The sequence below is a fragment of the Bacillus thuringiensis genome (assembly GCF_022095615.2).
Lineage (GTDB): Bacteria > Bacillota > Bacilli > Bacillales > Bacillaceae_G > Bacillus_A > Bacillus_A cereus_AG.
This window is the reverse complement of sequence record NZ_CP155559.1, coordinates 232589-256400: the sequence shown is the minus strand read 5'-3', so window position 1 is coordinate 256400 and position 23812 is coordinate 232589. Positions and strand designations below refer to the sequence as shown.

The window sequence follows — 23812 nt, the reverse complement described above, 5'->3', positions numbered from 1 at the left end:
TATCAACAGATAATATGGGTTTTATCCACAAGCTGTGGTTAATTTTGTGCATAACTATGCTTCAATATCTAATCCTGGATTTGCATTTAAAGCTAATGTAGCACGTTTTCCTTGTTCATATGCAATTGTACCTGCCGCTGCAATCATTGCTGCATTATCGGTACATAAAGATAATGGAGGAATAATTAGCTCAATATTTTCTTTTGCCGCAAATTCCGCTTCCAAACGTGCGCGAAGTCCTTTATTCGCAGCTACTCCACCAGCAAGAAGCAGTTGCTTTACGTTATACGCTTCCGCTGCACGAGATGCTTTCGTTACAAGTACATCTATTACACTCTCTTGGAAACTTGCTGCTAAATCTTCTGGTGCAATTTCTATCCCGCGTTGTTTTGCGTTATGCACAGTGTTGATAACTGCTGATTTCAATCCACTAAAACTGAAATCATACGAATCAGGTTCTAGCCATGCACGAGGCAGAACGATTGTTGGTTCCCCTTCATGTGCAAGGCGATCAATATGAGGGCCACCTGGATATGGCATAGATAACGTACGAGCTACTTTATCATATGCCTCTCCAGCTGCATCATCTCTTGTTTCACCAATCACTTCGAATGAACCATGTTCTTTCATATAAACAAGCTCCGTATGTCCACCAGATACAACAAGTGATAGTAGTGGGAATTGAACTTCTTTTACTAAACGGTTCGCATAAATGTGCCCGGCGATATGATGAACACCCACTAGAGGAATATCATGTGCAAAAGCCACTGCTTTCGCTGCATTTACGCCTATTAGAAGCGCTCCTACTAAACCAGGTCCTTCTGTTACAGCAATTGCATCAATATCATCAAATGTGATATTTGCTTCTTTTAAAGCCTCTTCTAACACAACTGTAATTTCTTCTACATGATGACGAGATGCAATCTCTGGTACAACTCCGCCAAAACGTTTATGACTTTCAATTTGTGATGCAACAACATTCGCAATAATTTCCGTTCCATTTTTAACAACTGCTACTGCTGTTTCATCACAACTTGTTTCAATACCAAGTATAATCGTATTTTTTTCCATTATATATTCACCCACATTACGAGACCATCTTCCTGATTGTCTGCATAGTATCGTTTACGAATTCCACCATTTTGAAATCCGTATTTTTTGTATAACTGCTTTGCTACTTCATTTGATACACGTACTTCAAGTGTTATCGTTTTTACCCCTAGATCTTTCGCTTCAGAAATAACTTCTTTCAATAAAGCATCTCCTAGCTTTTGACCTCTGTATTCTGGCAAAATAGCTATATTTGTTATATGTGATTCATCAATAATTATCCACAATCCACAATACCCAATTACACGACCATCTTTTTCTAGCACAACATAATGTGCATGTTCATTCATCGTTAACTCACGGTGAAAGGCATCTGCAGTCCAAGGCGTTGAAAAAGATGCTTCTTCAATAGCTACAATTTGAGCGATATCATCGAGTTCCATCTTTCTAAATATCATATCCATCTTCTGCAAGCTCCTACTTATTTTGACTTTCTAACCACTTTGTTTCAGCTTCAGCTAAACGAAGATAACTAGGAACAAATGAATGTACATCTTGTTCTTCTTTTTGTAATCCTAAGAACGCCAGTTCACTTGGTCTAGGGTTATTTTTAGTAAAAGGAGCAAATACAGCTTGATCGCCTAAATGTTCTATTATTGTTTCTTTGTGCAGTTTAACATCGTTACCAATAAATAAAATCGGCTTCCCTTTATCCTTTAACATTTGCAACCAGTCTACAATAAGGATGATTCGGTCTTCTTCTATAGAAGTTAAATGCTCTCCTTCATATGTATATAACCCAGTATAAATTTGTCCACGTCTTCCATCAAATAAAGGACAGATCAATCCATTAAAATTAGCACCGTTGGCAGCAACTACTTCTAAACTTGATACACCTACAATTGGTATTTGAAGTGACCAAGCTAATGTTTTTGCAGCTGTCACACCTATGCGAACACCTGTATATGACCCAGGTCCAGCAGCTACAACGATTTTAGTTAATTCTTTCGGTTTTACACCACATTCTTTTAACAATTTTGCTACAGCTGGCATAAGACGTACAGAATGATTTTTTGTTAAGTTTGTAATGATTTCCCCAATTACGTTTCCTTCCTCAATAAGGGATACACCCATTACGTAATTTGAAGTATCAATTGCTAGTACTTTCATCTTGTAATAGCTCCTCACATAATCTAATATATCGATCTCCAATTGGCTCGAGTACAATTTTCCTTGTATCATCTCCAGCATGGAATAAACTAATTTGTAACTTCTCATTTGGTAAAAATGCTTCTATTAAATGAGCCCATTCTACTACGGTAATTCCTTCACCGTAGAAATATTCATCAAAACCCAAGTCCTCTTCACTTTCTGCTAAGCGATACACGTCCATATGATATAGCGGCAATCTCCCTTTATATTCTTTAATAATATTAAAGGTAGGACTATTTACAACTCTTTTCACTCCAAGACCTTTTGCTAGTCCTTTTGTAAAAGTTGTCTTACCAGCCCCTAGATCTCCTTCTAAAATAATTACATCTTGCGCTCCGACAAGTCCACCTAGTTTTTCTGATAATCTTTGTGTTTCCTCAGAAGATTTTGTTGTTATTTCATATTTACTCACAGACTTCACCTACTTTACTCACAATGTTCTCTGCTCTTTATTATACAGGTTTTAAATATATAAAAAAGTCCTTAGGAGTTTTCCTAAGGATAGTTTGACTGTCTTTATTAGTTTTTTGTTAAAACAAATAAAAAAATACGAAACAACATGTTTCGTTCTTTTCTTTATATAAAATGGCGGTCCCGACCGGGGTCGAACCGGCGATCTCCTGCGTGACAGGCAGGCATGTTAACCACTACACCACGGGACCATTTGGTTGCGGGGACAGGATTTGAACCTGCGACCTTCGGGTTATGAGCCCGACGAGCTACCGTGCTGCTCCACCCCGCGATGATATAAATAGCCTGGCAACGTCCTACTCTCACAGGGACAAGGTCCCAACTACCATCGGCGCTAGAGAGCTTAACTTCCGTGTTCGGTATGGGAACGGGTGTGACCTCTCTGCCATCATTACCAGACTATTGAAGGTATATTCCTTCAAAACTAGATAACATTGCTTCATATTATATGGTTAAGTCCTCGATCTATTAGTATTCGTCAGCTCCACATGTCACCATGCTTCCACCTCGAACCTATCAACCTGATCATCTTTCAGGGATCTTACTAGCTTACGCTATGGGAAATCTCATCTTGAGGGGGGCTTCATGCTTAGATGCTTTCAGCACTTATCCCTTCCGCACATAGCTACCCAGCTATGCCCTTGGCAGAACAACTGGTACACCAGCGGTGCGTCCATCCCGGTCCTCTCGTACTAAGGACAGCTCCTCTCAAATTTCCTACGCCCACGACGGATAGGGACCGAACTGTCTCACGACGTTCTGAACCCAGCTCGCGTACCGCTTTAATGGGCGAACAGCCCAACCCTTGGGACCGACTACAGCCCCAGGATGCGATGAGCCGACATCGAGGTGCCAAACCTCCCCGTCGATGTGGACTCTTGGGGGAGATAAGCCTGTTATCCCCGGGGTAGCTTTTATCCGTTGAGCGATGGCCCTTCCATGCGGAACCACCGGATCACTAAGCCCGACTTTCGTCCCTGCTCGACTTGTAGGTCTCGCAGTCAAGCTCCCTTATGCCTTTGCACTCTACGAATGATTTCCAACCATTCTGAGGGAACCTTTGGGCGCCTCCGTTACACTTTAGGAGGCGACCGCCCCAGTCAAACTGCCCACCTGACACTGTCTCCCGGGTCGATAAGACCCGTAGGTTAGAATTTCAATACAGTCAGGGCGGTATCCCACCAGCGCCTCCACCGAAGCTAGCGCTCCGGTTTCAATGGCTCCCGCCTATCCTGTACAAACTGTACCAAAATTCAATATCAGGCTACAGTAAAGCTCCACGGGGTCTTTCCGTCCTGTCGCGGGTAACCTGCATCTTCACAGGTACTATAATTTCACCGAGTCTCTGGTTGAGACAGTGCCCAAATCGTTACACCTTTCGTGCGGGTCGGAACTTACCCGACAAGGAATTTCGCTACCTTAGGACCGTTATAGTTACGGCCGCCGTTTACTGGGGCTTCAGTTCAGAGCTTCGCTTACGCTAACCCCTCTCCTTAACCTTCCAGCACCGGGCAGGTGTCAGCCCCTATACTTCGCCTTACGGCTTCGCAGAGACCTGTGTTTTTGCTAAACAGTCGCTTGGGCCTATTCACTGCGGCTTTCCGTTAAGAAAGCACCCCTTCTCCCGAAGTTACGGGGTCATTTTGCCGAGTTCCTTAACCAGAGTTCTCTCGCACACCTTAGGATTCTCTCCTCGCCTACCTGTGTCGGTTTGCGGTACAGGCACCTTTTATCTCGCTAGAAGCTTTTCTTGGCAGCGGGGAATCAAAGACTTCGCTCCATAAGGAGCTTCCCCATCACAGCTCAGCCTTCACGATAAGCGGATTTGCCTACTTATCAGCCTAACTGCTTGGACGTGCACAACCAATCGCACGCTTCTTCTATCCTTCTGCGTCCCTCCATTGCTCAAACGATAAAGAGGTGGTACAGGAATATCAACCTGTTGTCCATCGCCTACGCCTGTCGGCCTCGGCTTAGGTCCTGACTAACCCTGAGCGGACGAGCCTTCCTCAGGAAACCTTAGGCATTCGGTGGACGGGATTCTCACCCGTCTTTCGCTACTCATACCGGCATTCTCACTTCTAAGCGCTCCACCAGTCCTTCCGGTCTGACTTCACTGCACTTAGAACGCTCCCCTACCACTGATACCATTGGTATCAATTCGCAGCTTCGGTGGTGTATTTAGCCCCGGTACATTTTCGGCGCAGAGTCACTCGACTAGTGAGCTATTACGCACTCTTTAAATGGTGGCTGCTTCTAAGCCAACATCCTAGTTGTCTAAGCAACTCCACATCCTTTTCCACTTAATACACACTTTGGGACCTTAGCTGGCGATCTGGGCTGTTTCCCTCTTGACTACGGATCTTATCACTCGCAGTCTGACTCCTAAGGATAAGTCATTGGCATTCGGAGTTTGACTGAATTCGGTAATCCGATGAGGACCCCTAGTTCAATCAGTGCTCTACCTCCAAGACTCTTACACTTAAGGCTAGCCCTAAAGCTATTTCGGGGAGAACCAGCTATCTCCAGGTTCGATTGGAATTTCTCCGCTACCCACACCTCATCCCCGCACTTTTCAACGTGCGTGGGTTCGGGCCTCCATTCAGTGTTACCTGAACTTCACCCTGGACATGGGTAGATCACCTGGTTTCGGGTCTACGACCACGTACTAAACGCCCTATTCAGACTCGCTTTCGCTGCGGCTCCGCCTCTTCAGCTTAACCTCGCACGGGATCGTAACTCGCCGGTTCATTCTACAAAAGGCACGCCATCACCCATTAACGGGCTCTGACTATTTGTAGGCACACGGTTTCAGGATCTCTTTCACTCCCCTTCCGGGGTGCTTTTCACCTTTCCCTCACGGTACTGGTTCACTATCGATCACTAGGGAGTATTTAGCCTTGGGAGATGGTCCTCCCAGATTCCGACGGAATTTCACGTGTTCCGCCGTACTCAGGATACATTCAAGAGAGAACGAAGTTTCGACTACGGGGTTGTTACCCTCTACGACGGACCTTTCCAGGTCGCTTCGTCTACCTCGTTCCTTTGTAACTCCGTATAGAATGTCCTACAACCCCAAGAGGCAAGCCTCTTGGTTTGGGCTATGTTCCGTTTCGCTCGCCGCTACTCAGGAAATCGCATTTGCTTTCTCTTCCTCCAGGTACTTAGATGTTTCAGTTCCCTGGGTCTGTCTTCCTTACCCTATGTATTCAGGTAAGGATACCATACCATTACGTATGGTGGGTTTCCCCATTCGGAAATCTTCGGATCAAAGCTTACTTACAGCTCCCCGAAGCATATCGGCGTTAGTCCCGTCCTTCATCGACTCCTAGTGTCAAGGCATCCACCGTGCGCCCTTTCTAACTTAACCAAACTAAAATTAAAAAAATATGAGCTACACTGTTATCTAGTTTTCAAAGAACATACATTTATATATGAGAGATAGTTCTCTCAAAACTGAACAAAACGAAACACGGAAACTTATATTGATGAACAGCGTTCATCAATTCTCCATAGAAAGGAGGTGATCCAGCCGCACCTTCCGATACGGCTACCTTGTTACGACTTCACCCCAATCATCTGTCCCACCTTAGGCGGCTGGCTCCATAAAGGTTACCCCACCGACTTCGGGTGTTACAAACTCTCGTGGTGTGACGGGCGGTGTGTACAAGGCCCGGGAACGTATTCACCGCGGCATGCTGATCCGCGATTACTAGCGATTCCAGCTTCATGTAGGCGAGTTGCAGCCTACAATCCGAACTGAGAACGGTTTTATGAGATTAGCTCCACCTCGCGGTCTTGCAGCTCTTTGTACCGTCCATTGTAGCACGTGTGTAGCCCAGGTCATAAGGGGCATGATGATTTGACGTCATCCCCACCTTCCTCCGGTTTGTCACCGGCAGTCACCTTAGAGTGCCCAACTTAATGATGGCAACTAAGATCAAGGGTTGCGCTCGTTGCGGGACTTAACCCAACATCTCACGACACGAGCTGACGACAACCATGCACCACCTGTCACTCTGCTCCCGAAGGAGAAGCCCTATCTCTAGGGTTTTCAGAGGATGTCAAGACCTGGTAAGGTTCTTCGCGTTGCTTCGAATTAAACCACATGCTCCACCGCTTGTGCGGGCCCCCGTCAATTCCTTTGAGTTTCAGCCTTGCGGCCGTACTCCCCAGGCGGAGTGCTTAATGCGTTAACTTCAGCACTAAAGGGCGGAAACCCTCTAACACTTAGCACTCATCGTTTACGGCGTGGACTACCAGGGTATCTAATCCTGTTTGCTCCCCACGCTTTCGCGCCTCAGTGTCAGTTACAGACCAGAAAGTCGCCTTCGCCACTGGTGTTCCTCCATATCTCTACGCATTTCACCGCTACACATGGAATTCCACTTTCCTCTTCTGCACTCAAGTCTCCCAGTTTCCAATGACCCTCCACGGTTGAGCCGTGGGCTTTCACATCAGACTTAAGAAACCACCTGCGCGCGCTTTACGCCCAATAATTCCGGATAACGCTTGCCACCTACGTATTACCGCGGCTGCTGGCACGTAGTTAGCCGTGGCTTTCTGGTTAGGTACCGTCAAGGTGCCAGCTTATTCAACTAGCACTTGTTCTTCCCTAACAACAGAGTTTTACGACCCGAAAGCCTTCATCACTCACGCGGCGTTGCTCCGTCAGACTTTCGTCCATTGCGGAAGATTCCCTACTGCTGCCTCCCGTAGGAGTCTGGGCCGTGTCTCAGTCCCAGTGTGGCCGATCACCCTCTCAGGTCGGCTACGCATCGTTGCCTTGGTGAGCCGTTACCTCACCAACTAGCTAATGCGACGCGGGTCCATCCATAAGTGACAGCCGAAGCCGCCTTTCAATTTCGAACCATGCAGTTCAAAATATTATCCGGTATTAGCCCCGGTTTCCCGGAGTTATCCCAGTCTTATGGGCAGGTTACCCACGTGTTACTCACCCGTCCGCCGCTAACTTCATAAGAGCAAGCTCTTAATCCATTCGCTCGACTTGCATGTATTAGGCACGCCGCCAGCGTTCATCCTGAGCCAGGATCAAACTCTCCAATAAAGTTAGTTTGTCTAGCATCTAAAAATAAAAATTGACGTTTCACGTTGTTTGTTTCGTTCAGTTTTCAAAGAACTAAAAGCGGGTGAAGAGAATCGAACTCTCGACCAGAGCTTGGAAGGCTCTTGTTTTACCACTAAACTACACCCGCGTGGTCGGGAAGACAGGATTTGAACCTGCGACCCCCTGGTCCCAAACCAGGTGCTCTACCAAGCTGAGCCACTTCCCGTTATGGCGCGCCCGAGAGGAGTCGAACCCCTAACCTCTTGATCCGTAGTCAAACGCTCTATCCAATTGAGCTACGGGCGCTTATTCATGATGTTTTTTCGTCGTTGTATTTTGGCGACTCAATTATCTTATCATACTACATTTTCAAATGCAAGTACTTTTTAAAAAGATTTTTTGATGCGGCCGAGAGGACTTGAACCTCCACGGGGTTTCCCCCACTAGGCCCTCAACCTAGCGCGTCTGCCGTTCCGCCACGACCGCGCGGAAAAAACAAAAGTGAGCCATGAAGGATTCGAACCTTCGACCCTCTGATTAAAAGTCAGATGCTCTACCAACTGAGCTAATGGCTCGTAAATGGCTGGGCTAGCTGGATTCGAACCAGCGCATGACGGAGTCAAAGTCCGTTGCCTTACCGCTTGGCTATAGCCCATCGAAATGTTTATCTTCTTTTCAAAGACAAATGTTATTGTAACATAATGTCCAATAAAAAACAACTGCCAAATAGCAGAAGTTAAAATGGCGGTCCCGACCGGGGTCGAACCGGCGATCTCCTGCGTGACAGGCAGGCATGTTAACCACTACACCACGGGACCATTTGGTTGCGGGGACAGGATTTGAACCTGCGACCTTCGGGTTATGAGCCCGACGAGCTACCGTGCTGCTCCACCCCGCGATGATACTATTTATATAATTTATATGGTGGAGGATGACGGGATCGAACCGCCGACCCCCTGCTTGTAAGGCAGGTGCTCTCCCAGCTGAGCTAATCCTCCGAAGTGGTGACCCGTACGGGATTCGAACCCGTGTTACCGCCGTGAAAGGGCGGTGTCTTAACCACTTGACCAACGGGCCAGTATGTATGGCAGAGAAGAAGGGATTCGAACCCTCGCACCGCGTTAGCGATCTACTCCCTTAGCAGGGGAGCCCCTTGAGCCACTTGGGTACTTCTCTGTATGGCTCCGCAGGTAGGACTCGAACCTACGACCGATCGGTTAACAGCCGATAGCTCTACCACTGAGCTACTGCGGAATAATAAAGACAATTTGTATCTTATAAAATTTCTTATCGTAAGTCAAGATGTTTTTTCACAACACCTTGTACAAACGTGACATGTTTATAATATACTGGATTGCGTTTTCACTGTCAAGATGTTTTCTTTATCAGGTTCAATTTCCCTTTACACTTTCCGCAGACATATCTTTTTGTATTTATTTGACGTCTTCTTACATATTGAAGCGAACAGCCCATACATTCATACGTATAAACCTTTTTCTCCTTCTCTTCATTAATTATTCGTTTACAAAAACGGGGCGCATCAACTTCTTTTAACAATTCACGAAAATCTCTATCCCGGTGCTTATAGCCCCTTCCTGTAATATGTAAGTGATAATGACAAAGCTCATGCTTAATGATTCCAACTAACTCTTTTTTCCCATACATTTCGTAATATCGATAATTCAGTTCAATATTGTGTGTATTCAATAGATAACGTCCACCAGTTGTACGCAACCTACTATTGAACATAGCTTTATGGGAAAATGGCATTCCGAAGTATTGTAGTGATACTTCTTCCACCAGACGCTGTATTTCTTGCTCATCCACTCTCATTCCTCCTAAACTAAAAAATATTTTTACACTTTTCTCCTCCCTTATACATATATTAAATAGTACATATACCCATCCTCATTCAAGAAGCGTGGTTTCTAAAAATATAGCATGAATAGAAATCCACTCACCAACCTCTCATCAATAGTACCTTAGATTTTTGAGAGTGGGATTAAACAAGGAGGGATTCCTATGCCTACGTGGCTAAAAAAACAAATGCAACGCGCATATTTTGAAAAAAACCGGTATCAAATTAAATTACTAAATGAATGCTGGTTTTATTATAGCAAAATACATCAAAGCTCATAATCCATTACACGTTTTATCCCATAAAAAAAGAGCAGTTTCATCTGCTCTCTTCTCTTACTATTCAATCGGCAACATGGATAGTGCAACGCGACCTTTTTTCGTATCAATATCATCTACCCATACCTTGACGATTTGTCCGACAGATACAATATCTAACGGATGCTTCACATACTGTTTGCTTAGTTTAGAAATATGCACTAAACCATCTTGTTTTACACCTACATCAACAAAAGCACCAAAATCAACAACGTTACGAACTGTTCCTTCCAGTTCCATACCACGTTTTAAATCTTCTAATTTCAAAATCCCTTTTTTCAGAAGCGGTTTAGGCAACTCATCCCTCATGTCTCGCTCTGGACTAATAAGCGCATCTATAATATCAATTAATGTTGGCTCCCCAACTCCCGTTTCTTGCGACAACTTAGAAATCTCCACTTCTTCTAAGCTCTTTTGTAATTGCAATTGCCCTACGTCGCCTTTCGATAATCCTAGACTCTTCAATAACAATTCAACATTTTTATATTGCTCTGGATGAATACCCGTTCGATCTAACGGATTTGCCCCTTCTAATATACGTAAAAAACCTATACATTGTTCATATGTCTTCGCACCTAGACGCGGTATTTTCTTCAAGTCTGTTCGTTTTGTAAATTTCCCTTCTTCTTCACGCTTTGCCACAATATTTTTCGCAACAGTTTTCGATAAACCCGAAACATATTGCAGTAACGCAACTGAAGCTGTATTTACATTCACACCGACTTGGTTAACTGCCGTCTCTACTACAAATGTTAATGATTCATTCAGCCTCTTTTGAGATACATCATGTTGGTATTGTCCAACCCCAACTGATTTAGGATCAATCTTCACAAGTTCAGCAAGTGGATCTTGCAGACGTCTCCCAATAGAAACAGCACTTCTTTCTTCAACCTGTAAATTCGGAAATTCCTCACGAGCTAAATCAGAGGCCGAATACACACTCGCACCAGCTTCGTTCACAATAATATAGAAGACTTCTTGTTTCACATTTTGTAATACATCAACTATAAATTCTTCCGATTCCCTAGAAGCTGTACCATTCCCAATCGCAATCATTTCAACTTGATATTTATCTATAATAGAAAGAACTTTCGTTTTTGCATCTTCATATTTACGAACAGGTGGATGCGGATAAATAACATCAATATATAGAACCTTCCCCGTATCATCTACAACAGCTAATTTACAACCAGTTCTATATGCAGGGTCTACCGCTAACACAACCTTTCCTTTCATTGGAGGTTGTAATAACAAATTACGTAAGTTCTCAGAGAAAATATGTATGGCTTGTTCCTCAGCTGTTTCTGTTAATTCTTTTCGAATCTCTCTTTCAATGGAGGATTGAATTAATCGTTTATAACCATCCTCAATTGCTAACTTTACATAATGTGCACTTTTAGAATCGTTATCACGAATTACTCTCTTATATAAGAAAGTTACTATCTCATCTACTGGTGGAACAACAGACACTCTCAATATATCTTCTTTCTCACCGCGATTCATCGCTAATACACGATGCGGTACTACTTTCTGCAACGGTTCTTCATAACTGTAATACATTTCATATATATTCTTTTCATCTTTCTCTTCATCTTTTACGGACGAAGACATAACACCTTTTCTAAAAGTAACATTCCGAATCCAACTACGATAAGCTGCTTCATCTGAAACGATTTCTGCAATAATGTCTTGGGCACCTTGTAATGCTTCTTCTGCAGATTGCACTTCTTTCTCTGTGTTAATAAACTCCACTGCCTTCTGATTTGGATCTTCTTTCTTATATAACAATAACCATTCAGCTAACGGCTCTAGTCCTTTTTCTTTTGCAATCGTTGCTTTCGTTCTTCTTTTCTCTTTATATGGACGATATAAATCTTCTACTTCTTGCAACTTTACAGCTTTAACAATTTGCTGACGTAACTCTCCAGTCAGTTTCCCCTTCTCATCAATAAGACGAAGAACCTCTTCTTTCCTACCTTCAAGCTGCATCATATATTGCCATCTCTCTAAAATTGTACGAATTTGCACTTCATCTAAAGAGCCTGTCCATTCTTTTCGGTAACGAGCAATAAATGGAACTGTGTTACCTTCTTCTGTTAATTGAATAACATGACGAACTTGCTTTTCGGTAAAGCCTAATTCCTTCACTAACATTTTCATTAACGCTTGTCGATTATCTACCATTTCCATATACAACCGTAACCTCCTCTATAATAAAAAAAAGTTGCCCTGTAAAGAGAGCAACTTAAACTGCCGATTTAAAAATCTATTAGTCCTAAACTAATTTGTAGCGCTTCATCTACACGAATCATCATCACTTCATCTAAGTGAGTGATTTTATCCGTTAAGCGCTGCTTATCGATTGTTCGAATCTGCTCAAGTAAAATAACAGAATCTCTCTCAAAACCGTACTTTTTCGCATCAATTTCCACATGAGTGGGTAATTTAGCTTTTTGAATCTGTGCAGTAATAGCCGCTACAATCACCGTTGGACTAAAACGATTTCCGATGTCATTTTGAATGACAAGAACCGGACGAACGCCTCCTTGCTCAGAACCAACAACTGGGGAAAGGTCTGCAAAATACACGTCGCCGCGTTTTACAATCAAAATATTACCCCCCGCTAACTAAGCGTTCTACTGTATGAGCTGCTTCATACTCTGCTAAGAAAGCTTCAGATGCAATACCAAGATTAATTTTTCCCATTTCAATGTACCCACGTCGCATTGATTCATGTTGGTAGCGTTTCTTCGTCTTATGTTGACGCAATAACAGTTGTGTTGCCTGGCAAATTAGTTCATGGCGATTCTTATTCTCTTGTTTTCCAATTCCGTCCAATTCCGTTACCATTTGCTTTGGCAACCGAACCACGATTTCAGTAGTTACACTTGATTCGGACACAAAAATACACCTCCACCGTCAACTACACACCCAAATATATATATGACACCTATTGTAATAATACCATTGTATGGAGCCTGTTGCAAAGACTTCCTTATTCCTTGCTTATGTTTTCCAATTCACAAACAAAACATTCATATTCTTTTATTTTTATCTTATTACAAACAAGAAACAAAAGAGTTTCCCCGCAAAATTCACGTTACATTATGTTAAAAGTAATGATAAGTAAAAAGCCTCTCATCAAAAATGAGCTTATTCTTAACCAATGAACAGTCCTCTCAAATGACAAGAAGCAAATCATACTACCTTCTATATATTGTTCAAATAATTGATTACTTCTACAACCTTGCCGTGCCGTATGAATATTCTCGGCACACGGAAGCTTATCGTTGCAATAATTTCATAATTAATAGTCCCAGAATATTCAGCAACCTCAGTAGCACTAATATACTCATCACCTTGTTTTCCAATGAGTGTAACTTTCGTACCAAGCGGCACTGCACAAGGAAGGTGTATCATGAATTGATCCATTGTTACTCGACCTACAATCGGTACCCTTTTACCATTTATAAGCACTTCGAACCCTTGTAATCTTCTAAGCCATCCATCTGCATATCCAATCGCAACAGTTGCAATCCATTCTTCCGTTTTCGTTCGGTAAGTGACGTTATAACTAATCCCATCCCCTTTAATCACCTGTTTAATATGAGCAACTTTCGTATGCAGTGACAGCGCTGGTTCTAATTTAAACGGTAAAAAAGGACGTATTTCTACAGACGGAGATAACCCATACATCGCAATACCAATTCGTACTGCATTAAATGTAATCCCTTGAAAACGTAGCGTTGCAGCACTATTAGCTGTATGGACAAACTTAGGATCCACTCCGAACTCTTTCAACCAACTTAACTGCTGCAAAAATGTGTTATATTGCTTATCAAAGTAAGAAGTCTCCACCTCATCCGCTGTTGCAAAATGTGTATAAACTCCTTCTAATTCTAAAAATGGTGCACCTTCTAAACTCTTTAAAAATCCTTTTAATTCTTTTCGTTCGCGTATTCCAATTCTCCCCATGCCACTATCGAAATTAATATGGTATTTCATTGTAGATGAACCATCCCAAAGTTTGATTGCTTCATCCACCCACTCTTTTTGAAAAACAGTTAACGCTACATCATTTTCAGCAGCTACATTGACATCACGAGGCGGGGAAGGACCTAACACTAAAATCGGTACAGTAATACCAGCCCTTCGAAGCACTAGAGCTTCATCTAAAAAGGCAACCGCTAACCTTGTCGCCCCTGCTTCTAATGCCGTTTTAGCTACCGGTACATAATCGTGTCCATATGCATTCGCTTTAACTACAGCAAAAATCTCTACATCACTTGGAATGAAATCTTTAATGTGTGTAATATTGTTATAGATCGCATCTAAATCCACTTCCACCCAAGTGTCACGGTAAAATGGTGCTTCTTCCATAAATACACTTCCTTATACACGATATGCGAAGCTTATTCTTTTATATGCTTCTTTTATGAAATCCACCCTTCAAACTAAGAAAAGACGTGGTGCACATATATCACCACGTCTAAGAAGTTTACTTCACTTGCTTCTCTGTAACTGAACGAGCAACCATTAACAGCTCCTTCGGCTCTAAACCTTTAGACACGAGCATATATTCTACTCCGTTATGCGACCACGTTAAAGAATCTTTCGTCAATGCCCCAATTGTAAAGCCAAGATCAACCAATTCTCCGCTCACACTTATCGCTGACGAAGCCTCTGCAACTTTTGCCTTTTCTTGTATCAAAGTAAAGGATTTCTTACTTCCAGTGTATGTGAGTATCGCACGCTTGCCACTGTCTGTCTTCAACTCTTTTTCATCTTTCAAAACCATACCTTGCGGCGTATCACGCGGATACAAAATAGCAAATGGTTTGTCTTCTTTCGCTGTTGTTTGAACATCTACTTGCGCTCTAGACATATTTTGTTTCGTATCAAATGCACCTTTATCAAATTTCGCATCAAATTTCACTTTTGAGAAATCTACTTTCACAAGAACATTTTGATCATTATCCATTAACTTCACCGAAACGGGCGTTAAATCACTTTTCTTCAATGTAATCTCTTGTTTCGGCAACATGTTTTGATGTTGATAGTTTGTTTTTGTTTTAAAAATATAATACTTATCTGTTTTTTCAAAAGTAAGGTTTTTCTTATCCTGTAAAATATCTCTCACAAGGGATTCATATAAATAAGCCTGGCTACTATTTTGCGGCCAATCACTTTGGAAACGGAAACTTTTATTAAGCGCTGGCGTTAATACAAATACCCCTTCTTCATTTCTTAATATAATTTGACTTTGATCTTTTTTCGCATTCTGCAAATTCACACGATAAAAAGAAGGTTCCTTATGCCATATTTCTACCTTATACTCCTGAGGCTCATTCCCTGTTTTAATAGATAATTTTGCTTCAGCTTGATAACTTTTCATCCCTTTGACTTTCGCCTCTAAATCTCTCACAACATCATCTTGTTTCTTTTCCATACAACCCGCCAACACAAAAACGGTTAATAAACCGACAAGAACTAAAAACAGACGCCTTTTCATCACTTCAGCCCCTTTGCCCCTATAAATGAATGGAAGATGTACCTTCCTTATCGCTACCTCAAATATATGAGACAAAGATATAAAATATGCAGACTAGCGTGACGAGCTTTCTAAAACAACTTGAGCAACAGCAAATTCCTTACTATGACTAATTGATAAATGAACAATATGCTCTGTACTTGTAACGAGAATCGGCTTACCTCTATCATCATTCCTTACTTCAATATCTAAAAAACTTACTTCTTTTCCAATACCAGTTCCTACCGCTTTTGAATACGCCTCTTTCGCTGCAAATCTTCCAGCTACAAACTCTGTAAGGCGACTTCCCTTCAGCTCCTTAGCAACATTACGTTCACTTTCAGTTAAAATACGCTCCATAAATTTAAGTTTTCCATCTAGCATTTTTTCAATTCGATTCAATTCAATAATATCGATTCCAATCCCTACAATCATTTCAAAATCCCCTTCTTCTATTTAGCTTTCTTTTTTCATATTGTAAGAATAACAGAGAATCTTTCTGATGCAAAAGGAGTGATACTCAAAACATGCTAATACCTTCTGTCCGCATTTCCTTACAACCAATCGTCATCACTTTACTTCTCATACAATTAGTCATGATTATGTTAGGCGACTTTTTTCTCTTTCCCATGGCATCCTACAATGAATATATCGCTAAAGGAGAATGGTGGCGTCTCATAACTTCCTTACTTGTACATGTAGACTTACAACATTTCCTTTCTAATAGTATTTGTTTATTTGTACTTGGCTCTTCTATTGAAAAACAACTAGGGCACTTTTCTTTCATCATTATTTTTTTCCTTTCTGGCATTCTTGGAAATATTTCTTCTTATCTCATTATGCCCCTTGAATATATTCATGCCGGGGCATCTGGTGGTATTTTCGGATTGCTAGGTGCACAATTATTTCTATTGTATAGTCGATATCGTTCTTCCAATCCAAGAGACATTGCTATTTTTTCAATCATGATATGTATATTACTACTATTCACTTTCTTCAATCCCTCCGCTAATCCTATAAGCCATTTAACAGGATTGATCATTGGTGGTATTTGTACTCCTTTATTAACAAAAAAATTCGATGGTGCTGAGCTTATTTAATGTAAAAGCTCGCACCATCGATAATTTCCACATCTATTTGTTTGCTTAAGTCTCTCATGAGTTGAAATAAAGACTCATCCTTCTTCTTCGCCTCAATCATACAATTAATTTGCCCAACACTTCCCTTTATCCTTCTTAAAAAAGATAAGAATGCATCAACATCAATAAAATCTGCGTGTGCCCTCGGGTCTTTCTCATCTCTAGGACTGGAGATATGCATTTTAACTGGTAACAAAGATGTTTCCCACGTATGAACAACACGCGCCCAATCTTCATGCCAATCTTCTCGTTCATTGTTCATCATATGATGATGCAAATCAAACACGACCGGAATGTCTAATTTTTCTCCTAAATACAATGTTTCCTCTAGCGTAAAGGTTGTATCATCATTTTCTAACATGATCATTTCTTGAATACCCCTTGGAACGTTAGACCAATTTTCTATAAAGCGCTCTAATGCAAGCTCTTTATCTTTATATCCTCCGCCAACATGTAATACACATCGTTGCTTATGTTCAATTCCCATACCTTTTAACAATTTTTTGTGCATCTGCAAAGTTTTTACTGACTGTTTAAAAATACTTTCCTCCGGTGAATTTAATACAACAAAGTGATCCGGATGGAAATCAATACGCATATTCATACGAATTGCGTATTCACCTAGCACTTTTAAACTTTCTTTTAATGGACGAATATAGTTCCACTCTAACAACTCCTCATGATTCGCTAAAGGAATAAGCTTAGAACTAAGTCGAAAGAAAGATATATCATGTCCCTTATTATGCTTTAATAACCGCAAGCAATTTTCCAAATTCGAATTAGCGATTCTTTCGAGTTTACGAATCGCAGCCTCTCGATCATCAATTCGTTGAAACTGTGCATATGTCATCGTTTGAGATGGAGATGCGTTCTTCAAATGCACACTCATCGCAACATACCCAAGCCTTACAAGCATGTAGCACCTCTTTTCTACACAAGTTATTATGTAGTATGTACAATTACAGAAATAAAAAAAGAGAATGCCAGCAAAAGGCATTCTCTTTTTTTTATTAAGCTTGTGGACGGCTATGATGCTTTCTTTCGCCACGTCCATTTGAAGATCCAGGACGACCTTGACCTTCACCTTTACGACCACGGCTACCACCATCACGATTACGATCACGGTTACTAGCATCACGATTGCGATCACGGTTACGGCCATCGCCACCACCGCGTCCATCACGATTGCGATCACGGTTACGACCATCGCCACCGCCGCGTCCGTCACGACTACGATTACGGTTACCATCACGGTATCCGCCTCCGTTACCGCCGCGTTTTTTAGAACCGCCACCTCTTGAAACAACTGGTGGTTCTGATGTTAAAGCGATTGGAGTTGTATCTGGCTCTTTAGTCATCATTTTTAAAGCAGCAGCTACTACTGTTACAGAATCATTCTCTTCTAACATTTCTTCTGCAATACGCTTGTAGTATGATAAATTATCATTTTCAATTGTGCTTTGAAGTTTTTCAGCGATTAAACGTTGTTGACCTTCTAATGCCTCGTCAAGTGTCGGAGCTTCCATACGATCAACTTTACGTTTTGTTGTACGCTCGATATTTTTTAATTGTCCTGATTCACGTGGTGTTACAAATAACATTGCAATACCTTTTTTACCTGCACGGCCAGTACGACCGATACGGTGAACGTATGATTCTGGATCTTGTGGGATATCGAAGTTGTATACATGTGTTACGCCTGAAATATCAAGACCACGTGCAGCAACGTCTGTTGCAACAAGAACTTCAATAGCACCTTCTTTAAATTTACGTAATACAGACATACGCTTCGCTTGTGTTAAGTCACCGTGAATACCTTCTGCTGCATAACCACGTAAGTTTAATGCTTCTGATAATTCATCAACACGACGCTTTGTACGACCGAATACGATTGCAAGCTCTGGAGATTGAATATCTAGTAAGCGTGTTAACACGTCAAACTTTTTCTTTTCTTGCACTTCTAAATAGAACTGCTGAATGTTTGGCATTGTTACTTCTTTTGCTTTCACTTTAATGTGTTGAGGCTCAGTCATGAAACGCTCAGCAATACGACGGATTGGATCTGGCATTGTCGCTGAGAATAGTAATGTTTGATGTGTTTCTGGCACATCTGTTAAAATCGCTTCAATATCTTCAATGAAGCCCATGTTTAACATTTCATCCGCTTCGTCAAGAACAACTGTCTCTACGTTTTGTAAGCGAAGTGTTTTACGGTTAATATGATCTAAAATACGACCCGGCGTACCAACAATAATGTGTGGGTGTTTTTTTAGAGCACGAATTTGGCGGTTAATATCTTGACCACCATAAATTGGTAAAATACGAACACGTTTATGTTTACCAATTTTGTACAGCTCTTCTCCAACTTGAATTGCTAATTCACGCGTTGGCGCGATAACAATACCTTGAACTGCTTCTTTATTTGTATCCACTTTATCTAATAGTGGTAATCCGAATGCTGCTGTTTTCCCTGTACCTGTTTGCGCTTGCCCAATAATATCCTTACCTTGCAATGCATGTGGAATTGTTTCAGCTTGAATCGGCGTAGCCTCTTCAAAGCCCATACTTTCAACAGATTGTAGTAAAGACTCACTTAATCCTAATTCTCGAAATGTTGTCAATGTTACTTCTCCTTTTCTATCCTATACTTATCATTTAAAAAAAGGCGTTTTCCGAATTTGCGGAAAAGCCCTTTTCCTGAATGCTCACGTATATAAACGGGCGTATATTCTTCGCGAAAATACTTCTAAACGTTATTACACTTTATCAATTATAAGTTTTGTATGTGTAAAAAGCAAACCCAACTGTTACCTTATTTTCATATTCAGAGTTTTTTTCTTCACTTTTATTTTTTTATATTTACTGTAAGCGCTTATTATAAGTTTCTTCTATTTTCGCATCTATCATCCCTATTTATATACACCAATTATTTCAACATCGTAATTACTTCTTCCAATTTCATGCCGCGAGATGCTTTTACTAATACAACATCTTTCACATCGACTACTGCTTGCAACTCGTTTATTAACTCTTCTTTATTATCATACGCCTTTACACGTTCATTAGGGAAATTAATTTTTGCTCCTTCAGCAATTTGAGCCCCTAATCTACCATATGTGAACACATATGCGATTTTTGCTGGATCGATTAATTTACCGACTTCATAATGAAACTGTACTTCTTGACTTCCAAGCTCTAACATATCACCGAGTACAACAATCTTCTTAGCAAATCCATCTAAACCGTTCATTAAGTGGAATGCTGCTTCCATAGCTGTCGGACTTGCATTATAAGCATCATTGATAATTGTTAATCCACTATTTGTTTTTACAATTTCCATACGCATGCCTGTCATTTGAAGTGTTACTAAACCTTCTTTCATCTCTTCCCACGTTACACCAAAATGTTTCGCAATTGCCATTGAAGCAAGCGTATTGTACACATTGTGTTTTCCTAATACTGGTAAGTAGAATGAAATATTTTCTTCTCTATTCATTTTAAAATGTGTTCCAGTTGCCTGTAGTGTTACAGTCGTTGGATAGTAATCATTTGCTCTAGCATCACCAAACGTAACTGTTTCAGCTATTAAATTCATTTCAGGAACACGATTTGTTAATAATGGCTCATCTCCGTTATATACGAATACTCCACCTTCTTGTAATCCTGTCACAATTTCTAATTTCGCTTCAGCAATTGCCTCACGAGAGCCTAAGTCCATTAAATGCGCCTCGCCAATGTTCGTAATGATAGCTGCATTTGGACGTGCTAACTTAGATAAGAATTCAATTTCCCCTCGACTTGACATACCCATTTCTAATACAGCTACTTCTGTATTTTCTTCTAAGTTTAAAATAGTAAGAGGTAACCCGATATGGTTATTAAAGTTACCTTCTGTTTTTTGAACTTTGAATTTAGTTGCAAGAAGACTTGTTACAATATCTTTTGTAGATGTTTTACCGTTACTACCTGTCACACCAATAACTTTCACATCCAATTGATCGCGATAGTTTTTCGCTAACATTTGTAATGCCGATAGCGTGTCTTCTACAAAAATAACGGGAAGATTCTCAGGTGGATTTGCTACATCTTTCATCCATAATGTCGCCACAGCTCCATTTTCAACGGCTTTATCTACAAAAGCATGTCCATCGAAACGTTCACCTTGAATCGGAACATATAAGTTTCCCTTTTCAATTTTTCTCGTATCAATAGACACACCTTGTATAGTAATTCCCTCATATTGCTCTGCTAATCCCGTACCATTTACCATCTGTTCTACTTGTTTTAACGGTCGATTTATCATGAAAACACTCCTTACATAGAGGAAGCACTATTCCTGCGAATAGTGCCTCCTCCTTTTTTGTTAGATTGTATATTTAATTTTTTGTTTTTCTTCGTGACGCTCAATCGCTAAACGAATTAGCTCTTCAATTAATTCTGGATACGGTAATTCAGTATGTTGCCATAATAGAGGGAACATACTAAACGGCGTAAATCCTGGCATCGTATTCACTTCGTTAATATATACTTCTCCATCTTTCGTTAAGAAGAAATCAGCTCTTGTTAAGCCGGCACCATCTAATGATTGGAATGCAATAATCGCATCTCGCTTAATAACATTAGACTCTTCTTCTGTCATTTCAGCTGGAATAATTAACGCTGTATCACCATCGATATATTTCGACTTATAATCATAGAAGTCCTTTTTCGGTACAATTTCACCTACAACTGAACATTTCGGTTCATCATTACCTAGTACACCAACTTCTACTTCACGTCCAACGATATTTTCTTCTACAATAATTTTACGGTCAAATTGGAATGCCTCTTCAAATGCATTCTCAAGTTCTTCACGATTTTTACACTTATTAATACCAACACTTGAACCAAGGTTTGCTGGTTTTACGAAGCAAGGATATCCTAAAACTTCTTCTACTTTTTCATATGCTGTCTCACGATCTTTTTCCCATACACTACGAATAAACGATGCATATTTCGCTTGTTTCAATCCAGCTTCTGCAAAGATGTTTTTCATAACAACTTTATCCATACCAGCAGCTGATGCTAGAACACCATTTCCTACATAAGGAATGTTCATTAATTCTAATAATCCTTGAACCGTTCCATCTTCACCATTTGGTCCATGTAATAATGGGAAAATAACGTCGATAGCATTTTCCTCAGAAGCTGCAGATGGAATGATTTCTGTGCTTAATGATAACGGAGAAATCGCATTTTCTGCGCCGCTCATTTTTAGAACTTCAACATCTGTTACTTCACCTTCAATACGCTCACCGCGCACCCATTGACCTTGTTCTGTAATATAAATTGGATGAATCTCGAATTTATCTTGATTTAATGCTTTAATAGCAGCAAGAGCCGTTTGTAGCGAAACTTGATGCTCAGCTGATTTTCCACCATATAATAAACCTAATTTAATTTTTGTCACTGAAATCACCCTAACCAATTGTTTTCATTTTTCTATTTTAGCACTTTTTATAAAAATAGGTAGTTCCTATTTGAAATAAAATGTAACTTCCACAAATAATTAAATGACACCACTTATTGGTTTTCTATACTTTTTCTACTTAACTTTCTTCATAAATATACAAAATTAAATTCTAAAATAAAGTGAAACTTTAATTAACGAGAGGCCACCCCCACTAATTATCAGCCCGCACCAATCTGACAGTTATCTCCGCCGAATTTTAAGGTGGAAGTCTTACTGTTCACAAATAGCGGGATAAAATTGCAACCCAATCTAGTTATGTACCTAAAATATGTAGAAATCCCCTTTTTGTGTATGTCATCTACTTATTAAGAAGATTGTTTGGTCAGCGTGCCCTTTTGCCTTTGTTCAACGAGACGATCTAAAGAAACATATACAATACCTGCAACTACACATCCTACTGCTAAAATTGTAAATAAAAAGTGGCCAAGTAATCGATCTAATAAAAAACCTCCAAGAAGTGGACCTAGTGCACCTCCTGTAATCCACTGCAAACTTGCAGCTCCCATATAAGTCCCTCTCAAATGCTCAGGAACCAAATTCGCTACAAACGTCATCTGTACAGGCGACATAATCATCTCACCTAGCGTATATATGGCATAAACGAACAGCAACGTTATTAAAATAATCGTGGCATTTGCATCAAAATCTCCAAACCACTTCGGTAACCATCCGATAAAGAACAAACCAATCCCGAACAAACATGCACCATATAACATCGTCTTTCCGACAGGTTTATCTGTGGCCCATTTTGAAATTGGAAATTGGAACAACACAACTAATAGTCCATTTAAAGCCATTAAATATGGATATGGATTGTTAGTTCCAAAAATGCCTTTCATTTCATTATCAAAGTGCAGCGGCAACATGCCTTCTGTTTGAGAAAATCCCATCGAAATAATGATACCTGCTAATAAATAAATCATTAACACTTTGTCTCGAAATACAATTTTCCAAATTGCTACTGTTTTTTCACCTTTATTCTCTGGATTTTCATCCGTCACTTTCGGCATCGTTTCTTGAATAAGAAATAACACAATTAGCGCATAAAACAGCATTGTAGATGAAGCAATAATAAACACAATATTTTTTGAAAGCACCACTACCGCTGCCCCCATTATCGGCCCAATCGCGGCGCCAATATTATATCCCATCCGCAATAAACCGTATGCCTCGGTTCTTTTTTCCGGTGCTGTTACATCCGCAACCATTGCTGATGCAGCGGGATGGAATAATGAATTACTGAGCCCTAAAAAAATAGATAAAATAGCATAAGAAATAAATCCTTCTATAAATAAAAAACCTAGCATGAACAAAGCATTACTCACCATTGAAAAGATCATTATCGGCTTTCTTCCATATATATCAGCAATCCTCCCACCAAGAAGCGAACCGAAACTTGCGGCAATTGGAGAAAGTGCCATAATAACCCCTACTTCCAATAACGAATCCACCTTATCTTTTAAATATAGTGCAAAAAAAGGCATCAACATCATCATTGCAATTCCATTTAACGTTTCGCCAATAAACCGAATCCATATGTTTCGGTCCATCGCCCTTAACTCACGCCACGTATTTTTCATACATTCCCCCCCTCAGTTACCCAACAATTATATTATATATAGAATCAGAAAAATGTAAATTTTCAGATTAAAAAA

At 40.6% G+C, this 23812-nt stretch carries 18 protein-coding genes, 14 tRNA genes and 3 rRNA genes; 2 read left to right on the top strand and 33 right to left on the bottom strand.

Annotation, left to right across the window (positions count from 1 at the left end):
• Positions 1–54 precede the first annotated feature (54 nt).
• The 22 genes from tsaD to KZZ19_RS01400 all read right to left on the bottom strand — a co-directional run bounded on the left by tsaD (position 55) and on the right by KZZ19_RS01400 (position 9634).
• Entirely contained in the window at positions 55–1071 is a 1017-nt protein-coding gene (tsaD, locus tag KZZ19_RS01505) for a tRNA (adenosine(37)-N6)-threonylcarbamoyltransferase complex transferase subunit TsaD (protein ID WP_088094895.1), read from the bottom strand.
• The gene (gene rimI, locus KZZ19_RS01500; protein ID WP_237982766.1) at positions 1071–1514 is read right to left on the bottom strand and encodes a ribosomal protein S18-alanine N-acetyltransferase; all 444 of its coding nucleotides are present in this window, start codon (positions 1512–1514) and stop codon (positions 1071–1073) included. The genes tsaD and rimI overlap by 1 nt, the downstream gene beginning before the upstream one ends.
• A 13-nt stretch (positions 1515–1527) precedes the next feature.
• Positions 1528–2220 (bottom strand): tRNA (adenosine(37)-N6)-threonylcarbamoyltransferase complex dimerization subunit type 1 TsaB, encoded by a 693-nt coding sequence (tsaB, locus tag KZZ19_RS01495; RefSeq protein ID WP_237982765.1) that lies wholly within the window; start codon positions 2218–2220, stop codon positions 1528–1530.
• Positions 2201–2674, bottom strand: a complete 474-nt coding sequence (gene tsaE, locus KZZ19_RS01490) for a tRNA (adenosine(37)-N6)-threonylcarbamoyltransferase complex ATPase subunit type 1 TsaE (protein ID WP_061679603.1) — start codon at positions 2672–2674, stop codon at positions 2201–2203. The genes tsaB and tsaE overlap by 20 nt, the downstream gene beginning before the upstream one ends.
• A gap of 174 nt (positions 2675–2848) precedes the next feature.
• Positions 2849–2924 (bottom strand) — tRNA-Asp (locus KZZ19_RS01485).
• A 3-nt stretch (positions 2925–2927) separates the two neighbouring features.
• Positions 2928–3004: transfer RNA gene (locus KZZ19_RS01480), tRNA-Met, on the bottom strand.
• Positions 3005–3016: 12 nt separating this feature from the next.
• A 5S ribosomal RNA gene (rrf, locus tag KZZ19_RS01475) occupies positions 3017–3132 on the bottom strand.
• Between the two features lie 49 nt (positions 3133–3181).
• Positions 3182–6103 (bottom strand): 23S ribosomal RNA (locus KZZ19_RS01470).
• A gap of 146 nt (positions 6104–6249) precedes the next feature.
• Positions 6250–7801: ribosomal RNA gene (locus KZZ19_RS01465) — 16S ribosomal RNA — on the bottom strand.
• The 16S, 23S and 5S rRNA genes sit together here with 14 tRNA genes alongside, the layout of an rRNA operon.
• Positions 7802–7878: 77 nt before the next feature.
• Positions 7879–7949, bottom strand: a tRNA-Gly gene (locus tag KZZ19_RS01460).
• A gap of 1 nt (position 7950) precedes the next feature.
• Positions 7951–8027, bottom strand: a tRNA-Pro gene (locus KZZ19_RS01455).
• A gap of 3 nt (positions 8028–8030) precedes the next feature.
• Positions 8031–8107, bottom strand: a tRNA-Arg gene (locus KZZ19_RS01450).
• Positions 8108–8204: 97 nt separating this feature from the next.
• Positions 8205–8287, bottom strand: a tRNA-Leu gene (locus KZZ19_RS01445).
• A 16-nt stretch (positions 8288–8303) separates the two neighbouring features.
• Positions 8304–8376, bottom strand: a tRNA-Lys gene (locus KZZ19_RS01440).
• A 5-nt stretch (positions 8377–8381) separates the two neighbouring features.
• Positions 8382–8456 (bottom strand) — tRNA-Gln (locus KZZ19_RS01435).
• Positions 8457–8543: 87 nt separating this feature from the next.
• Positions 8544–8619, bottom strand: a tRNA-Asp gene (locus KZZ19_RS01430).
• Between the two features lie 3 nt (positions 8620–8622).
• Positions 8623–8699 (bottom strand) — tRNA-Met (locus tag KZZ19_RS01425).
• 24 nt (positions 8700–8723) lie between these two features.
• Positions 8724–8799: transfer RNA gene (locus tag KZZ19_RS01420), tRNA-Val, on the bottom strand.
• A 4-nt stretch (positions 8800–8803) separates the two neighbouring features.
• A tRNA-Glu gene (locus tag KZZ19_RS01415) sits at positions 8804–8878 on the bottom strand.
• 8 nt (positions 8879–8886) lie between these two features.
• Positions 8887–8977 (bottom strand) — tRNA-Ser (locus KZZ19_RS01410).
• 3 nt (positions 8978–8980) lie between these two features.
• Positions 8981–9055: transfer RNA gene (locus KZZ19_RS01405), tRNA-Asn, on the bottom strand.
• A gap of 114 nt (positions 9056–9169) precedes the next feature.
• The gene (locus KZZ19_RS01400; RefSeq protein ID WP_237982339.1) at positions 9170–9634 is read right to left on the bottom strand and encodes a SprT family protein; all 465 of its coding nucleotides are present in this window, start codon (positions 9632–9634) and stop codon (positions 9170–9172) included.
• A 189-nt stretch (positions 9635–9823) separates the two neighbouring features.
• Between KZZ19_RS01400 and cmpA the strand changes: the two genes are divergently transcribed.
• Positions 9824–9940 carry a cortex morphogenetic protein CmpA gene (cmpA, locus tag KZZ19_RS01395; protein WP_001143642.1) on the top strand — a complete coding sequence of 39 codons (117 nt, stop codon included), beginning with the start codon at positions 9824–9826 and terminating at the stop codon, positions 9938–9940.
• Positions 9941–9997: 57 nt separating this feature from the next.
• Here cmpA and KZZ19_RS01390 read toward each other — a convergent pair whose 3' ends face one another.
• The 6 genes from KZZ19_RS01390 to acpS all read right to left on the bottom strand — a co-directional run bounded on the left by KZZ19_RS01390 (position 9998) and on the right by acpS (position 15941).
• A complete protein-coding gene (locus KZZ19_RS01390; RefSeq protein WP_237982338.1) occupies positions 9998–12166 on the bottom strand; it encodes a Tex family protein in 2169 nt (722 codons plus the stop codon).
• Positions 12167–12234: 68 nt separating this feature from the next.
• Complete coding sequence (gene ndoA, locus KZZ19_RS01385) at positions 12235–12585, bottom strand: type II toxin-antitoxin system endoribonuclease NdoA (protein WP_000635963.1); 351 nt, start codon at positions 12583–12585, stop codon at positions 12235–12237.
• A gap of 4 nt (positions 12586–12589) precedes the next feature.
• Entirely contained in the window at positions 12590–12877 is a 288-nt protein-coding gene (locus tag KZZ19_RS01380; protein ID WP_000004570.1) for an antitoxin EndoAI, read from the bottom strand.
• Positions 12878–13186: 309 nt separating this feature from the next.
• Positions 13187–14356: an alanine racemase gene (alr, locus tag KZZ19_RS01375; protein WP_237982337.1), complete on the bottom strand. Its 1170-nt coding sequence runs from the start codon at positions 14354–14356 to the stop codon at positions 13187–13189.
• 118 nt (positions 14357–14474) lie between these two features.
• Positions 14475–15425, bottom strand: a complete 951-nt coding sequence (locus KZZ19_RS01370; protein ID WP_002096914.1) for a LolA family protein — start codon at positions 15423–15425, stop codon at positions 14475–14477.
• A gap of 156 nt (positions 15426–15581) precedes the next feature.
• Positions 15582–15941, bottom strand: a complete 360-nt coding sequence (acpS, locus tag KZZ19_RS01365) for a holo-ACP synthase (RefSeq protein WP_000635044.1) — start codon at positions 15939–15941, stop codon at positions 15582–15584.
• Positions 15942–16033: 92 nt separating this feature from the next.
• On the opposite strand from acpS, the gene KZZ19_RS01360 reads away from it, so the two are divergent.
• Positions 16034–16606 (top strand): rhomboid family intramembrane serine protease, encoded by a 573-nt coding sequence (locus tag KZZ19_RS01360; RefSeq protein WP_088094882.1) that lies wholly within the window; start codon positions 16034–16036, stop codon positions 16604–16606.
• Here KZZ19_RS01360 and uvsE read toward each other — a convergent pair.
• From uvsE to KZZ19_RS01335, 5 genes are all read right to left on the bottom strand, one after another.
• Positions 16599–17561: a UV DNA damage repair endonuclease UvsE gene (gene uvsE / locus KZZ19_RS01355; RefSeq protein WP_088094883.1), complete on the bottom strand. Its 963-nt coding sequence runs from the start codon at positions 17559–17561 to the stop codon at positions 16599–16601. The genes KZZ19_RS01360 and uvsE overlap by 8 nt on opposite strands.
• A gap of 94 nt (positions 17562–17655) precedes the next feature.
• Positions 17656–19266 carry a DEAD/DEAH box helicase gene (locus KZZ19_RS01350; RefSeq protein ID WP_151635532.1) on the bottom strand — a complete coding sequence of 537 codons (1611 nt, stop codon included), beginning with the start codon at positions 19264–19266 and terminating at the stop codon, positions 17656–17658.
• A 305-nt stretch (positions 19267–19571) separates the two neighbouring features.
• Positions 19572–20948 (bottom strand): UDP-N-acetylmuramoyl-tripeptide--D-alanyl-D-alanine ligase, encoded by a 1377-nt coding sequence (gene murF, locus KZZ19_RS01345; protein WP_237982336.1) that lies wholly within the window; start codon positions 20946–20948, stop codon positions 19572–19574.
• 60 nt (positions 20949–21008) lie between these two features.
• Positions 21009–22094, bottom strand: coding sequence for a D-alanine--D-alanine ligase (locus KZZ19_RS01340; protein ID WP_237982335.1), 1086 nt, complete (start codon positions 22092–22094; stop codon positions 21009–21011).
• 368 nt (positions 22095–22462) lie between these two features.
• Positions 22463–23737 carry an MDR family MFS transporter gene (locus KZZ19_RS01335; RefSeq protein WP_237982334.1) on the bottom strand — a complete coding sequence of 425 codons (1275 nt, stop codon included), beginning with the start codon at positions 23735–23737 and terminating at the stop codon, positions 22463–22465.
• Positions 23738–23812 lie beyond the last annotated feature (75 nt).

What these genes read in the sequence shown, in the direction of transcription:
- acpS (WP_000635044.1), bottom strand. Translation starts at nt 15,941, where the DNA reads ATGATTGTAGGGATTGGAATCGATATTATTGAATTGAATCGAATTGAA.
- KZZ19_RS01400 (WP_237982339.1), bottom strand. Translation starts at nt 9,634, where the DNA reads ATGAGAGTGGATGAGCAAGAAATACAGCGTCTGGTGGAAGAAGTATCA.
- KZZ19_RS01335 (WP_237982334.1), bottom strand. Translation starts at nt 23,737, where the DNA reads ATGAAAAATACGTGGCGTGAGTTAAGGGCGATGGACCGAAACATATGG.
- cmpA (WP_001143642.1), top strand. Translation starts at nt 9,824, where the DNA reads ATGCCTACGTGGCTAAAAAAACAAATGCAACGCGCATATTTTGAAAAA.
- tsaD (WP_088094895.1), bottom strand. Translation starts at nt 1,071, where the DNA reads ATGGAAAAAAATACGATTATACTTGGTATTGAAACAAGTTGTGATGAA.
- murF (WP_237982336.1), bottom strand. Translation starts at nt 20,948, where the DNA reads ATGATAAATCGACCGTTAAAACAAGTAGAACAGATGGTAAATGGTACG.
- uvsE (WP_088094883.1), bottom strand. Translation starts at nt 17,561, where the DNA reads ATGCTTGTAAGGCTTGGGTATGTTGCGATGAGTGTGCATTTGAAGAAC.
- KZZ19_RS01390 (WP_237982338.1), bottom strand. Translation starts at nt 12,166, where the DNA reads ATGGAAATGGTAGATAATCGACAAGCGTTAATGAAAATGTTAGTGAAG.
- alr (WP_237982337.1), bottom strand. Translation starts at nt 14,356, where the DNA reads ATGGAAGAAGCACCATTTTACCGTGACACTTGGGTGGAAGTGGATTTA.
- rimI (WP_237982766.1), bottom strand. Translation starts at nt 1,514, where the DNA reads ATGGATATGATATTTAGAAAGATGGAACTCGATGATATCGCTCAAATT.
- KZZ19_RS01370 (WP_002096914.1), bottom strand. Translation starts at nt 15,425, where the DNA reads ATGGAAAAGAAACAAGATGATGTTGTGAGAGATTTAGAGGCGAAAGTC.
- tsaB (WP_237982765.1), bottom strand. Translation starts at nt 2,220, where the DNA reads ATGAAAGTACTAGCAATTGATACTTCAAATTACGTAATGGGTGTATCC.
- KZZ19_RS01360 (WP_088094882.1), top strand. Translation starts at nt 16,034, where the DNA reads ATGCTAATACCTTCTGTCCGCATTTCCTTACAACCAATCGTCATCACT.